General features: G+C 68.4%; 13 protein-coding genes and 1 tRNA gene. 6 read left to right on the forward strand and 8 right to left on the reverse strand.

The features are described from left to right. Nucleotides 1–97: 97 nt before the first annotated feature. Complete coding sequence (locus HT102_RS11740) at nt 98–1,318, forward strand: DUF418 domain-containing protein (protein WP_192039633.1); 1,221 nt, start codon at nt 98–100, stop codon at nt 1,316–1,318. A gap of 292 nt (nt 1,319–1,610) precedes the next feature. On the opposite strand, the gene glfT1 is transcribed toward HT102_RS11740, so the two are convergent. Genes glfT1 through wzm form a run of 3 tightly spaced genes read right to left on the reverse strand, consistent with a single transcriptional unit; the run spans nt 1,611 to nt 4,174 of the window. Next, complete coding sequence (gene glfT1 / locus HT102_RS11745) at nt 1,611–2,498, reverse strand: galactofuranosyltransferase GlfT1 (protein ID WP_192039634.1); 888 nt, start codon at nt 2,496–2,498, stop codon at nt 1,611–1,613. Then, nucleotides 2,495–3,319 carry a galactan export ABC transporter ATP-binding subunit Wzt/RfbE gene (gene wzt, locus HT102_RS11750; protein WP_192039635.1) on the reverse strand — a complete coding sequence of 275 codons (825 nt, stop codon included), beginning with the start codon at nt 3,317–3,319 and terminating at the stop codon, nt 2,495–2,497. Before wzt ends, glfT1 begins: the two co-directional genes overlap by 4 nt. Nucleotides 3,320–3,331: 12 nt before the next feature. Then, a complete protein-coding gene (gene wzm, locus HT102_RS11755; RefSeq protein WP_456298954.1) occupies nt 3,332–4,174 on the reverse strand; it encodes a galactan export ABC transporter permease subunit Wzm/RfbD in 843 nt (280 codons plus the stop codon). A gap of 201 nt (nt 4,175–4,375) precedes the next feature. On the opposite strand from wzm, the gene HT102_RS11760 reads away from it, so the two are divergent. After that, complete coding sequence (locus tag HT102_RS11760; protein WP_192039636.1) at nt 4,376–5,599, forward strand: polysaccharide pyruvyl transferase family protein; 1,224 nt, start codon at nt 4,376–4,378, stop codon at nt 5,597–5,599. Nucleotides 5,600–5,717: 118 nt separating this feature from the next. On the opposite strand, the gene HT102_RS11765 is transcribed toward HT102_RS11760, so the two are convergent. Together HT102_RS11765 and HT102_RS11770 are read right to left on the reverse strand one after the other, a co-directional pair. Continuing rightward, nucleotides 5,718–6,269, reverse strand: coding sequence for a bacterial proteasome activator family protein (locus HT102_RS11765; protein WP_192039637.1), 552 nt, complete (start codon nt 6,267–6,269; stop codon nt 5,718–5,720). A 54-nt stretch (nt 6,270–6,323) separates the two neighbouring features. Continuing rightward, entirely contained in the window at nt 6,324–7,322 is a 999-nt protein-coding gene (locus HT102_RS11770; protein ID WP_192039638.1) for an NAD(P)H-quinone oxidoreductase, read from the reverse strand. A gap of 103 nt (nt 7,323–7,425) precedes the next feature. On the opposite strand from HT102_RS11770, the gene HT102_RS11775 reads away from it, so the two are divergent. Further along, the gene (locus HT102_RS11775) at nt 7,426–7,944 is read left to right on the forward strand and encodes a MarR family winged helix-turn-helix transcriptional regulator (RefSeq protein WP_225443598.1); all 519 of its coding nucleotides are present in this window, start codon (nt 7,426–7,428) and stop codon (nt 7,942–7,944) included. A 42-nt stretch (nt 7,945–7,986) separates the two neighbouring features. Next, nucleotides 7,987–8,072 (forward strand) — tRNA-Ser (locus HT102_RS11780). A gap of 316 nt (nt 8,073–8,388) precedes the next feature. Here the strand turns inward: HT102_RS11780 and HT102_RS11785 are convergent. From HT102_RS11785 to hisC, 3 genes are all read right to left on the reverse strand, one after another. Beyond that, nucleotides 8,389–8,631, reverse strand: coding sequence for a hypothetical protein (locus tag HT102_RS11785; protein ID WP_192039639.1), 243 nt, complete (start codon nt 8,629–8,631; stop codon nt 8,389–8,391). Nucleotides 8,632–8,708: 77 nt separating this feature from the next. Next, nucleotides 8,709–10,355 carry a bifunctional metallophosphatase/5'-nucleotidase gene (locus HT102_RS11790; RefSeq protein WP_192039640.1) on the reverse strand — a complete coding sequence of 549 codons (1,647 nt, stop codon included), beginning with the start codon at nt 10,353–10,355 and terminating at the stop codon, nt 8,709–8,711. A 148-nt stretch (nt 10,356–10,503) separates the two neighbouring features. Further along, nucleotides 10,504–11,628 carry a histidinol-phosphate transaminase gene (gene hisC / locus HT102_RS11795; protein WP_192039641.1) on the reverse strand — a complete coding sequence of 375 codons (1,125 nt, stop codon included), beginning with the start codon at nt 11,626–11,628 and terminating at the stop codon, nt 10,504–10,506. Nucleotides 11,629–11,690: 62 nt separating this feature from the next. On the opposite strand from hisC, the gene HT102_RS11800 reads away from it, so the two are divergent. Further along, a complete protein-coding gene (locus tag HT102_RS11800) occupies nt 11,691–12,176 on the forward strand; it encodes a dienelactone hydrolase family protein (RefSeq protein ID WP_333473409.1) in 486 nt (161 codons plus the stop codon). A gap of 45 nt (nt 12,177–12,221) precedes the next feature. After that, complete coding sequence (locus tag HT102_RS16340; protein ID WP_333473410.1) at nt 12,222–12,437, forward strand: hypothetical protein; 216 nt, start codon at nt 12,222–12,224, stop codon at nt 12,435–12,437. Nucleotides 12,438–12,470: the final 33 nt, after the last annotated feature.

Here is a 12,470-nt window from a genome sequence, read left to right on the forward strand (position 1 = left end):
GGCGCGGGACGATCGCGCGTGCGGATGCCGATGTCCGGGCACGCCGATATACTCCCGGCAGGAATGACATACTGTCGCAAAATCGGGAGGAGCCGTCATGGCGAAGGATCTCGCGCGCGGCCCCGCCCGCACCGGCGAGCGCGCCCTCGCCCCCGACCTTGCCCGCGGCTTCATGCTGCTGCTCATCGCGATCGCCAACACCCCGTGGTACCTATGGGGACGCGAGGGGGAGCGGCTCGCCTCGCATCCGCCGGACGGGTCGATCCTCGACAAGGCCACCCAGGCGGTCATCGTCACCACCGTGGACCTACGCATCTATCCGCTGTTCGCGTTCCTCTTCGGCTACGGCATCGTCATGCTCTACCAGCGCCAGCTCGCCGCCGGCACCCCGGAGCGGGCCGCGCGCGCCCTGATCCAGCGCCGAAACGTATGGCTGCTCGTCTTCGGCTTCGCGCATGCGCTGCTGCTGTGGTTCGGCGACATCCTCGGCGCGTATGGCCTGGTGGGCCTGGCGCTGGTGTGGTTGTTCCTGCGCCGCACCGACCGCACGTTGCTGCTGTGGAGCGCCATCGGCGGCGGCATCCTCATCCTGCTCGCCTTCCTGGCGCTGATCACAGCCCTGTCCGTGCCGCCCGCCGACCAGCCCAGCGAATCATTCAGCCCGTACTTCATCATCGAGGCCGCCAACGGCGAATCGAACTACTTCATCGCAGCAGTGACGCGCGTGGCCTTCTGGGGAGCGCTGATCCTCTTCCAGGGAATCATCAGTCTCGCCGTGCCCATCGCGATCCTGCTCGGCATCTGGGCAGCGCGCCACCGCATCCTCGAGCAACCAGGCCAGCACCTGCGGCTCCTGCGGACCACCGCGATCGCCGGCATCACGCTCGGCTGGGTGGGCGGTGCGGTCGCCGCATCCGCCAAGCTCGGCGCGTGGGAACCGACGGAAGCGATGCGTGGAGCACTCGAACTGGTGCAGCTCAGCACCGGGCTGGCCGGCGGCGTCGGCTATGTGGCCCTGTTCGGCCTGCTCGGGCACTGGCTTCAACCGCGGGCGCCGCTCGGCATCATCGGTACCGCCATTTCCGCCGTCGGCAAGCGGTCGCTGTCCTGCTACCTCGCCCAATCCATCCTGTGCGCGCCGATCCTCGCCGCCTGGGGCTTGGGCCTGGGGGAGCAGCTGCACAGCGCCAGCATGGCCGCCTACGCGATCGCGGTGTGGGTCGTCATCGCGGCATGGGCTTACTGGCTCGAGCGCGGCGACAAGCAGGGCCCGTTCGAGATCGTGCTGCGGAGCCGCGTCTACGGGCGCGCGGGGTAGGAGCTGTTCCTGGGTGGTGCCTTCATCGCCCCGTGGCCTGGGCGACGGCGATCGGCCTGGGCGCCGGCGATCGGTGCCCGCCCGGCCGCAAACGCGATAGAAGCTGCCGGGAATCCAGGTCGGTTTCTATCGCGTTTGGCGGTTTCCAGTGCGTTTGCCCGGCAAGGGCCCGGCGCCCGCCAACCGCCAGCGGCCACCCGCCCGCCAAGAGCCCGCCCGGCGCCCGGCGGAGGCAACCGCCACCCGCCAGCCAGCCACCCGCCGCCACCCGCCAGCCGCGAGCCCAAACCCGCTATGGCCGCCGGAACTGCTCCTCGCGCCCGAGCTTGCGCAGCCGGTTCCATTCGCGCCAGCCCGCCACGTCGCGCTTGCTCACCAGGAAGTACCAGCTGAACCGCACCCATTCCTGCAGCAGCAGCTTTCGCATCCCCGGCTGCGAGAGCAGGTAGCCACGATTGCGGTAGGTGAAGTAGCGCTTGGTCTCGTTGTCCGGGTACTGCGTGTGCATGCGACCGCCCAGGATCGGCTTGAACTCGTCCGACCCATCGGGATGCAGGTACGCGACCTGCAAGCAGGTGCCGAAGGGCAGGCCGGATCGCACGAGGCGGCGGTGCACGTCCACCTCGTCGCCGCGCACGAAGAGGCGCAGGTCGGGCACGCCGACTGATTCGAGGGCGGTGGCGGAGAACAGCGCGCCGTTGAACAGCGACGCGATGCCGGGCAGCAGGTCCTCATCGCCGAGCTCGTGCCGCCACCGCCGCCACACCAGGCCGCGGCGCAGCGGGAAAGCCAATCGGTCCGGCTCATCGATGTTGCACACCACCGGCGAAACCTCGGACAGCCCGTGCCGGTGCGCGCAATCGAGGAGGGTGGCCAGCACGGCGGGACCCTCGGGCCGTCCATCGTCGTCGGCGAGCCACACCCAGTCCGCGCCGAGGGCGAGGGCGTGCAGCATGCCGAGGGCGAAGCCGCCCGCGCCGCCGAGGTTGCGCTGCGAGCCCAGGTAGGTGGTCTCGATGGGCTGGGACTCGACGAGCTCGCGCACTTCCGGCTCGTTGGCGTTGTCCACCACGATCAGGTGATCCACCGGGCGCTCCTGGCTGGCCACGACGTCGAGGGATGCGGCGAGCAGCTCGCGCCTGAGGTGGGTGACCACCACGGCGATGATGCGTTCGGTCACCGGTTCTCCTCGATCCCGTCGCGCTTGTCCTCGAGGGCCATATCGGCCCGGACCTTATCGACGATGCGGGCCGCCTCGGGACCCTTGTAGTGGGTGGGCACGTCCTTGATGCTGCCGCGCTCCCGGATGGTGCCGTGGTCGATCCACATGGCGGTATCGCAGAGCTGCGCGAGGAACTCGTCTGAGTGGCTGGCGAACACGAGGATGCCCGACCGCGACACCAGTTCCTCCAGCTTTCGGCGGGCCTTGCGCATGAAGTCCGCGTCCACCGCGCCGATGCCCTCGTCGAGCAACAGGATCTCCGGCTCGATGCTGGTGACAACCCCCATAGCGACTCGCACCCGCATGCCGGTCGAGTAGGTGCGCAGGGGCATGTTCAGGTAGTCGCCGAGCTCGGTGAAGTCGGCGATCTCGTCCATGCGGTCCAGCATCTGCTTGCGGGTCATGCCCAGGAACAGGCCGCGGATGATGATGTTCTCGTAGCCGGAGATCTCCGGATCCATGCCGACGCCGAGATCGAAGATCGGCGCCACCCGTCCCTGGACGCGGGCCTTGCCGCGGGTGGGCTCATAGATCCCCGCGAGCAGCCGCAGCAGCGTCGACTTGCCTGCCCCGTTGTGCCCGACGAGCCCCACCCGGTCGCCCTCGCGCAGCGACATGGTGATGTCCTGCAGGGCCTCGACGACCATCACGTTGGAGTTGTTGCGCTTCATCGCGCCGCCGGCCCTGCCGAGCACGGCCTTCTTCAATGATCGTGTCTTCGCGTCGAAGATGGGGAAGTCCACATACGCCCCGGCGGTGTCGATCCTGACCTCGCTCACGCTGCTCCTCCCTCAGACCCAGTACGCCACGCGGGCGCGATAGTTGCGCATCGCCAGCAGGGTCATGCCCCAGCCGACGACGGTGAATCCCAGCACGATCACCCAGTGGTAGAGGTCCACGTGGTTGCCGAGCATGGGCGCCCGGATGATCTCCAGGTAGTGGAACAGCGGGTTGATCTCCACCAGCCGCGCGCGGTCGGCGGCCTCGCCGCCACGGTTGATCAGTCCCTCGGTGGTCCACACGATCGGTGTCATGAAGAACATCAGCAATGTCAGGCTGTTGAGGATCGGATAGATATCGCGGTAGCGGGTGGCGAGGATCCCGAAGAACATGATCACCCACAGCACGTTCAGCACCAGCAGCACCAGCGCGGGGAACGCCAGCAGGCTATGCCACCCCAGCGGCGGCCGGAACACCGCAATCATGATCAGGTAGATCAGCATGTTGTGCGCGAAGAACAGCAGCAGCCGCCACGTCAGCCGGTAGACGTGCACGCTCAGGGCCGACGGCAGGAACTTGATCAGCCCCTCGTTCTTGATGAACACCTCGGCGCCGTCGATGATGGCGCCCTGGATCATCGCCCACACGATCAGCCCCACCGTCACGTGCGGAAGGAACATGCGCAGGTCGACCTCGAGCAGCACCGAGTACAGCAGCCCCATGGCGACGGCCTGCACGCCCGTGGCGATGGTGATCCAGAACGGGCCGATCACCGAGCGGCGATACCGCTGCTTGATGTCCTGCCAGCCCAGCACCCACCAGAGCTCGCGCTGGGCCAGGCCGATGCGCAGGTCCGCGATCGCGCGGCGCATCGTGCGCGAATCGGAGGTGATCTCATGCACCTCTACCTGCAGGGCATGGGCGGTCGGCTCGCCGTGGCCTCCGCTGGGCTGTGTTGCTGAGTCGGGCACGGGTCACAAGCCTAGTCGTGCCCACCGTCCCAGCGCGCGGATGCCGCGCCGATTGCCCTGCACGGGGCACCGGGCCCGCTCGCGCGGGGGACACGGCCACCACCAGTGTTTGCGCCAGACCTGTTGAGCAGTAATGGTTGTCGCATGCCTAAATCGGACATGGGCCAGGATGTCATCTATCTCATCGCGCCCAGTGGTCATCCCAACTACGGCGACGAGCTGATCGCCGCGCAGTGGCTGCGCTACCTCGCGCGCCGCCGCCCGCGCTCCCTAGTCGTGCTTGATTGCCACACCCCGGGGCAGGCATCGATCCTTCTGCACGGCCTGCATCCCAACGCGATGTTCGTTGACACCGCCTGGCGGCTCGCCACCGAGGCCAGCAAGCGGGAGCCCGCGCAGGCCGAGGACTTCCTCGCCCATGTCATCGCGGAACCGGGACGGGCTTGCCTTATTGTCGACGGCATCGAGCTGCTCGCCCGCGCGTCGAGCATCCACCTGCTCGGTGGCGGCTACCTCAACTCGATGTGGCCCCACCACTACAACCTGCTCGACATTGCCAAGTCTGCCCAGCAACGCTCCGGGGCGCGCCTCTACGCCACCGGACAAGGACTCATGCCCGCCAAGGACGACGACCGGATCGCCGCGGCCACGCGCCACTTCGACGTCTTCGATGTGCGCGACCAGCCCTCCACGCGCTTCGACGGCACCATCCTCACTGGCGACGATGCCTGGCTCGATCTGCCCGCCGTCCCCACCGAGGGCATCGCGGCCGAGGCGGCCCGGCGCGGCACCGTCCTGTGCCTGCAATCCGATCTCACCGGCAGCGACGACGGCGCCGCGCGGCTCGCCACCCTCGTCCGCGGGCTCCTCGACCACTGGGGTACACCTGGCAGCGACATCGCCGTCATCGAAGCCATCCCCGGCACCGACCGGGTCGTGTTCGATCAGCTCGCCGACCGTCTCGACGGAGCACTGTTCGTGCCCTTCACCGAGCTCTGGCGCCACGGCTTTCCCGCCAGCCCCGGGCAGGCATGGATCAGCACGCGCTTCCACCCGCACCTCATCGCCGCGGCAGCGGGAGCCGCGGGCATCGCCATCAGCGGCCAGCGCGGCTACTACGACACCAAGCACCAGTCGCTCATGGACCTCGGCTCGCGCTGGACGCTGCTGCACCTCGACGATGACCCCCGAGCCGTGCCGCGGCCGGTTTCCGGCGGGTTCGCTGCCGACGACACCAGGATTCTCGCCAGGGCCAAGAACGATCTCGCGGAGGCCCTCTATCCGCCCGTGCCCTTGCGCGATCGGGCCCGGGCGCTCGCGCCACCGATGGTCAAGCGCGGGGCGAGGAGAATCGTCGGCAGGGGATAGCGCTCGCATCCGCGAAGGTGCTTCCCGCGAATCTGCGCGTCAATGTCACGCGACACGCCGCGCCACGCGACCCCGAGCGTGACAATGGCCAGCAGATTTCCTGGCGAGCCAGCCGCGACTACAAGTACTGGCCGGTGCCGTGGCCGTGCGGGTGCGCCTCGCCGGGATCGGCCTCGCGCGGATCAGTCTCCTGCAGCCCGCCGAGGCTCATGCCTGGTGGCAGCGCGCCCTGGCGGATCTGCTCGAGCTGCGCCCGCGCCGCCATCTGCTGCGCGAACAGGGCTGTCTGGATCCCATGGAACACACCCTCGAGCCATCCCACGAGCTGTGCCTGCGCGATGCGCAGCTCCGCGTCCGAGGGCACCACATCCTCGTTGAACGGCAGCGTCAACCGGTCGAGCTCCGCGCGCAGCTCGGGCGCGAGGCCATCCTGCAGCTCGCGGATCGACGAGTCATGGACCTCGCGCAGCCTCGACCTGCTCGCGTCGTCCAGCGGGGCCGAGCGGACCTCCTCGAGGAGCTGCTTGATCATGGTGCCGATGCGCATGACCTTCGCGGGCTGCTCCACCAGATCGGTCAGGGGCGTCTCGCGCGGCTCGGTGCCGGCATGGTCGTCGCTCGTGCCGAGCACCTCGATGCCGTCATGGTCCGTAAGAGTCATGCCTACCATGATGGGGTCGGCGCCGCGCCAGCGCTAATCGGCCAGCGAAAGCCCACCCGCGCCTCAACTGACCCGCAGCAGCAGCTTGCCCGCGACGTTCCCGGAGTCCAGCATCTCGTGGGCCTTGGCTGCCTCGGTGATCGGCAGCTCGTCATGGATCACCGGGCGCACAAGCCCGGCCTCGATCATCGGCCACACGCAGCGCATCGTCTCCCGGATGATCTCCTCCTTGCTCGACTCGCCCATGACGGGCCGGCCGCGCAGGTTCGTCGCGGTCACCGTGGCCCGCTTCGCCAGCAGCTTCGCGAGGTCTACCTCGGCGCGCCGTCCGCCCTGCAGGCCGATGATCACGATTTGCCCGTCCATGCCCAGTGCATCAATGTTCCGGTCGAGGTATTTCGCGCCCATGATGTCCAGGATGATGTTCGCCCCCGGGTGGGAGAATTCCTTTGTGTAATAGGCCATCTCGGCGACAAAATCATCTTCTTTGTAGTTGATGACGTAGCGGGCGCCCAGCTCGCGGCAGAGCGCGAGCTTTTCCGCGGAGCCCGCCGTCACCGCGACCCGCACATTCATGGTGCGCGCCACCTGGATCGCGTGCGTGCCAATGCCGCTGGAGCCGCCGTGGATGAGCAGCGTCTGCCCCCGGTGCATCCTGGCCCGCATCCCCAGGTTCGACCACACCGTGCACGCCGCCTCCGGCAGGCTTGCCGCCGAGTACAGGTCCACGCCCTTGGGCACGCGCATCAACTGGGCCTCGGGCACCGCCACGAACTCCGCGTAGCCGCCGCCGGAGAGCAGCGCGCACACATCATCGCCGACACGCCAGCCCTGCACGCCTTCGCCGAGCTCGACGATCGTGCCGGAGCACTCCAGCCCGAGGATCGGGCTCGCTCCCTCCGGCGGTGGATAGTGCCCCGCCCGCTGCAACAGGTCAGCGCGGTTCACCGCGGTCGCCGCCACGCGCAGCAGCACCTCGCCGCGCTCTGGGCGCGCGTCGGGCACGCGCGCCCACTGCAAGACTTCTGGACCACCGGACCGGGACATTGTGATCGCACGCATGATCATGAGGGTAGTCGTCCTCGCGGCGCGACGGCGCGACCTTCACTAGCAAGCCAGTTCGCCAATCCTTATGCGGTATAACTATTGTCTTACGTGTCACATAATGTACGACCGGGGAGAGGACGCACGATCGATGGGGGACGGCGACAATAATGGCATCGAGTGGCTCACTGCCAACGAGCAGCGGGCATGGCGGGCCTTCATAGACGGCAGCCAGCGCCTGATCGGTCTCCTCAATCGCGACCTCACCACCAGCGATTCCCTCTCCATCGCCGACTACCGCATCCTCGTGCTGCTCTCCGAAGCGCCCACCGGCGCGCTCCGCATGAGCGAGATCGCCGACGGCATCGTTGCCTCCCGCAGCAAGCTCACCCACCAGGCGCGCCGCATGGAGGCTGCTGGGCTGATCCACCGGGAAGCCTGCTCGGAGGATGGCCGCGGCGTATGCGCCCACATCACCGACACCGGCCGCGCCGCCCTGCGGGCAGCCGCCCGCAACCACGTCGCCAGTGTCCGCGCCTACTTCGTCGATCTCCTCGATGAGGCCGAGCTCGACGCGCTTACCCGCATCTTCGAGAAGATCGACAACCACGTCGTCGCCAAGCAACACAGCGACGACTGATCAATTCGACCCCGCTCCCACCCGTTCGCTAGGATCGCCTACGGAAGCGTGGCAGAGCGGCCGAATGCACTCGCCTTGAAAGCGAGCGTCGTTAACAGCGACCGGGGGTTCAAATCCCTCCGCTTCCGCTCCACGCCCTGACCTGTTGATGCAGGTCAGGGCTTTTTTGTTGGGGGCGGAGTGTGGCGGCGGCTGAAGCGTGGCGTGTGCGTATTGCTCGCGGCTCCTGGCACTTCGGGTGCGTAGCTGCCACCCCTGGAAGGCTGCTGCCACCCTTGGTGCCTAGCCGCTACCGCTATTTCCGTGGTCGCTATCGCTAGTGGTGGCGGGAACCGTTTAGGGATGGCGGGAGCGCACAGAGCGCATCGCGGATCAACCACGAAATTCCCACACTTCTCCGCAAGAGGCTTCCTCGCTTCATGCGTGCGCCTCGTACAGGGGGAACTACAAGCCCGCCTCTTTCGCTTTCTGGTCCGCCAGGCGTGAGGCTTCTTCCTCACTGACTTCCTCGTAGTCACCGCTGAAGGCGATCTTGGTGGTCAGTCGGCGCGCGACCTGCGGATCCAGCGTCCGCCACAGACTGCCGGTGAAGGTGTCCACCGCGGCCTCGTGGAACCCCTTCACTCCCACCCCGTCGTCGCTGTGGACGCGTAGGATCCGCCAGGCTCCATCCGAGAAGTACCTCATCGTTTCCTCCGTGTTCGACCCTGCCGTCATGCTAGGCAACGCGACGGCTGGCGCATTCCTGCCACCACCGCAACCCCCTACCCCGTCCAGGTGATGCGGTCCTGCTCTTCGACGGGCGCGGGGGCGTGGTCAGCGAGATAGGCGCGCAGCGCGCTGGGGCCGCGGATGGTGGCCGAGGTGGTGATGTCGTCGAGGGCGGTGAAGCCGCTGCCGGGGAGGGTGAGCGCGGGGTCGACGACGAGGCGATAGTCGAGCCCGGGTTGCAGTGGTTGCCCGTCGAGGGTGATGCCGCTGACCCGTGATCCGATCGGGGCGGCCTCGTCGATGGTGTAGGAGAGCGCGGCCGAGGGCTGGAGGAGGGTGGCGCGGTCGTCCTGGAACTGCTGCTCGAGCACTTGCGCGAGGATGCTGCCCGGGATGTCGATGGTGGCGAGCGGGGTGTTGTCGACGGCGGCGAAGATGTCGCCGTAGGTCACGGTCTCGGTGAGGTCGTCGCGCAGGAAGGCGGGGTGGATGAGGGCGGCGACCGCGGGCGTGTCGTCGGCCCGGTCGTTGTGCGAGTAGACGGCGGCATCGGCGATGAGCCTGCCGAGGGGGCTCTCGGTGGCGGTGGAGACGGGTCGGGGGGCCTGCTGGGTGAGTGTGCCCACCGGCCTGCGCTCGGCCTGGCCGATCGTGGACTCGAGGTCATCGAGGGTGGCGGTCACCTCGTCCGCGGGGGCGATGTCGCGGGTGACGATCTGGTTGAACACGCTCACGCGGTCGCGCTGCACATCCCCGGTGTTTCCATCGATCACGAGGTTCGCGACGGCTACGGTGCGGCCGTGCGTGGCCGCGGCGAGGAGCGGGCGGTCGTTCCCGTCGGGGTCGCGCACGAGGCATGTGTAGGGGCTGGAGCTGCTGGTCAGGACGAGGTCGATCTGCGGCGGGGCCGTGGTGGCAAGGTCGTGCGCCGCGGTATTGCTGGCGCCGCAGTCGCTGGGCCCGGCAGCCGCCTCGGCGACGTCGGGGCTGTTGACGAGCAGGACCATCGCGGAGACGCCGAGCCCCTGGAGCGCCTCGGTGGCGTTGGTGATGGTCTCGCGCTCGGAGGCGAGGGTATAGCCGGGGCCCGGATCGTCGTGGAGGGTCGCGCCGATGATGCCGGTGGGGGTGCCGTTGATGTGCCGGATGGTGAACGGCGACGTCAACGGGGTGTGGGTGGGGCCGTAGATGTTGGAGCTGACGAACGGGAACGATGCTCCGTCGAACGTTGCCTCCTCGTCGCAGTCCTCATCGAGGTGGCATCCGCCGTCCGTTTTGCGGAACAGCTCGGGAATGCCCTCGGCGAGCTCGGTGGCGCCGATCGCTGAGGCGTCGAGCCCCCAGGCGTCCAGGAGGTCGATGACGGGCTCATGGCGGAGCACCGCGGTGCGGCTCGGCTCATCGGGCGCGGCGAGGTTGTTGCCCGCGGAGAGGAACAGGGAGCGGTCGGCCTGGCGGCGCAATTGATCGAGGTACGTGCCCAGGTGCGCGGCCCCGCCTGCGTTGATGCGTGACCCGTCGGGTTGCAGCACGGTGCCGGCGTCGCCGTCGAGCGGGGCGAAGGCGCTGCGCAGGTCACCGATCGAGAGGATGCGCACTTCGATGTCGTCCGCTGGGCTCGCCACGGCGAATGGCGCGGCGAGGATCGGCAGGGCCAGCGCGATCACCGATGCGGCGACAGCATGGCGGCGCATGCTCATCCGGTGCCTCCTCGACCAGCCCTCGAATCCCGCGTCCGCGCGGTTTCCCTGGACCCCAGTGTGGGGGCTGCCGCTAGTTCGGGGGGCAACCATCGCATCACGGTTGCATCACTATCCCGCACATCGCTGCGGGGAGATCGGCCGTGGGCTACTGCCGGGCCAGGCCGGTCGCCACGTCGCTCAGCGCGAACGCGAGGAACTGATCGTTCTCGTACGCATCACCGATGGTGACCCGCACGCCCTCGCCGGCGAACGGGCGCACCAGTACCCCGGCCTCGGCGCAGCGCGTCGAGAACTCGGCCGCGTTTGCGCCAAGGTCCAGCCAGACGAAGTTCGCATGGGTCTCGGGCACGGTGTAGCCAGCCGCGAGCAGGGCATCGCGCACCCGCCCGCGCTCGGCCACCACAGCGTCGGTCCGCTCCAGCAGCTCGGCCTCGACATCGAGGGAGGCCAGCGCCGCTGCTTGGGCCAGGCTGTTCACGCTGAACGGGATGTAGACCTTGCTGACCGTGGCGATCACCTCGGGAGAGCCGACGGCATACCCGATGCGCAGGCCCGCGAGCCCGTAGGCCTTGGAGAACGTGCGCAGAACCAGCAGGTTCGCGCGGCCCCGGCCCAGCGCGACCCCGTCCGGCAGGTCCCCGGCGCCGAAATCCTCGGCGCGCAGGTACTCGATGTAGGCCTCATCGAGCACCACGAGCACGGTGCTCGGCACGGCGTCGAGGAAGCGCTCGAGCTCGCGCCGTCCCACCGCGGTGCCGGTCGGATTGTTCGGATTGCACACCATCACAAGCCTCGTGCGCTCCGTGATCGCCGCGAGCATCGCATCGAGATCATGCACCTGCCCCGGGCCTAGGGGAACCCGGACCGGCACGGCCCCCGCGACGAGAGTGACCAGCGGGTACGCCTCGAAGGACCGCCACGCGAACAGCACCTCATCGCCTGGCGAGCATGTCGCGAGGACCAGTTGCTGGCACAAGCTCACCGAGCCGCACCCCACGGCGACCTGCTCGGCCGCGACGCCGAGGCGTTCTGCCAGCGCTTCCCGGACGGCGATCGACCCATTGTCGGGGTACCGATTGACTCCCTGCGCAGCGGCCGCGATCGCGCCGACCACGCTGGGCAGCGGGCCCGGCGAGGTCTCGTTGCTCGCCAGCTTCAGCGCTCCCGGCCATGACTTCCCCGGCACATATGCCGGCAGCGTTCCGAGGTCGGGACGGAGCTGGACGTGGGCGGACGGGTCGCTGGCAGGATCATGGCGCGAAGTGGTCACCTGCGCGAGAATAGTCGTACCAGGCCTCGAAAATCAGGACGAGGAGTGGGAGAGTAGAGGCTATGTCGGGAATCCACACTTCACGAGCCCGGCAGGAATACGCGGCCCTGCCGGATGCGTCCACCCGTGTGCCGCTCACCGTCATCGCGCCCGAGGCACGACCTCGCGGCGGGATCGTGTTCCTCCATGAGATGCGTGACTTCCACGAGCCGCTGCTGCAGCTCATGCATGAGCTCGCCGACGAGGGCTGGCTCATCGCGGCCCCGCACCTGTTCCACCGCCAGCCCGAGGATCGAATCGACCCGGTGTTCGGGGCGGAGTTGTTCGACGACGCGGACGCTGCCCGCGACTGGCTCGTTGACAACGATATCCATACCGACAGCGTGGGCATCATCGGTTTCGATAGCGCCGGGACCGCGGCCGCGATGGTCGCCACCCAGCGCCCGTACGGTGCCGCGATCAGCGTCGCGCCCCATGGCATCGAGCGCGCGCTCGCGCCTGGAGCCACGCCTCTGCTCGAGACCGTCCATTCCCTGCGCACCCCGTGACTGGGCATTTTCGGCGACGACGATCCGCAGACCCCGCCGGACTCGGTGAACGCGCTGCGCAACGCTGCCCTGCGCGCTCCCGTCGCGACGCTCCTCGTCAGCTATCCGGGCCTCGCCCATCGGCCCGACGATGGTTTTGGCACCTGGTCCTGGCACGAGGTCGACGATGTGCCCGAGGCGGCGGACCCCGCGGACACCGAGACCGCTGTGACCGCGGCGAAGCAGCACATGTTCGAGTGGCTCGATAGCTATCTCCGCTGACCCCGCCACGCCGTCTGCCTTGGGTTTTGCAAA

This window comes from Lolliginicoccus lacisalsi (assembly GCF_014841105.1).
GTDB classification, from domain to species: Bacteria; Actinomycetota; Actinomycetes; order Mycobacteriales; family Mycobacteriaceae; genus Lolliginicoccus; species Lolliginicoccus lacisalsi.

What these genes read in the sequence shown, in the direction of transcription:
- HT102_RS11740 (WP_192039633.1), top strand. Translation starts at nt 98, where the DNA reads ATGGCGAAGGATCTCGCGCGCGGCCCCGCCCGCACCGGCGAGCGCGCC.
- HT102_RS11760 (WP_192039636.1), top strand. Translation starts at nt 4,376, where the DNA reads ATGCCTAAATCGGACATGGGCCAGGATGTCATCTATCTCATCGCGCCC.
- HT102_RS11765 (WP_192039637.1), bottom strand. Translation starts at nt 6,269, where the DNA reads ATGGTAGGCATGACTCTTACGGACCATGACGGCATCGAGGTGCTCGGC.
- HT102_RS11770 (WP_192039638.1), bottom strand. Translation starts at nt 7,322, where the DNA reads ATGCGTGCGATCACAATGTCCCGGTCCGGTGGTCCAGAAGTCTTGCAG.
- HT102_RS11775 (WP_225443598.1), top strand. Translation starts at nt 7,426, where the DNA reads ATGTACGACCGGGGAGAGGACGCACGATCGATGGGGGACGGCGACAAT.
- HT102_RS11785 (WP_192039639.1), bottom strand. Translation starts at nt 8,631, where the DNA reads ATGAGGTACTTCTCGGATGGAGCCTGGCGGATCCTACGCGTCCACAGC.
- HT102_RS11790 (WP_192039640.1), bottom strand. Translation starts at nt 10,355, where the DNA reads ATGAGCATGCGCCGCCATGCTGTCGCCGCATCGGTGATCGCGCTGGCC.
- HT102_RS11800 (WP_333473409.1), top strand. Translation starts at nt 11,691, where the DNA reads ATGTCGGGAATCCACACTTCACGAGCCCGGCAGGAATACGCGGCCCTG.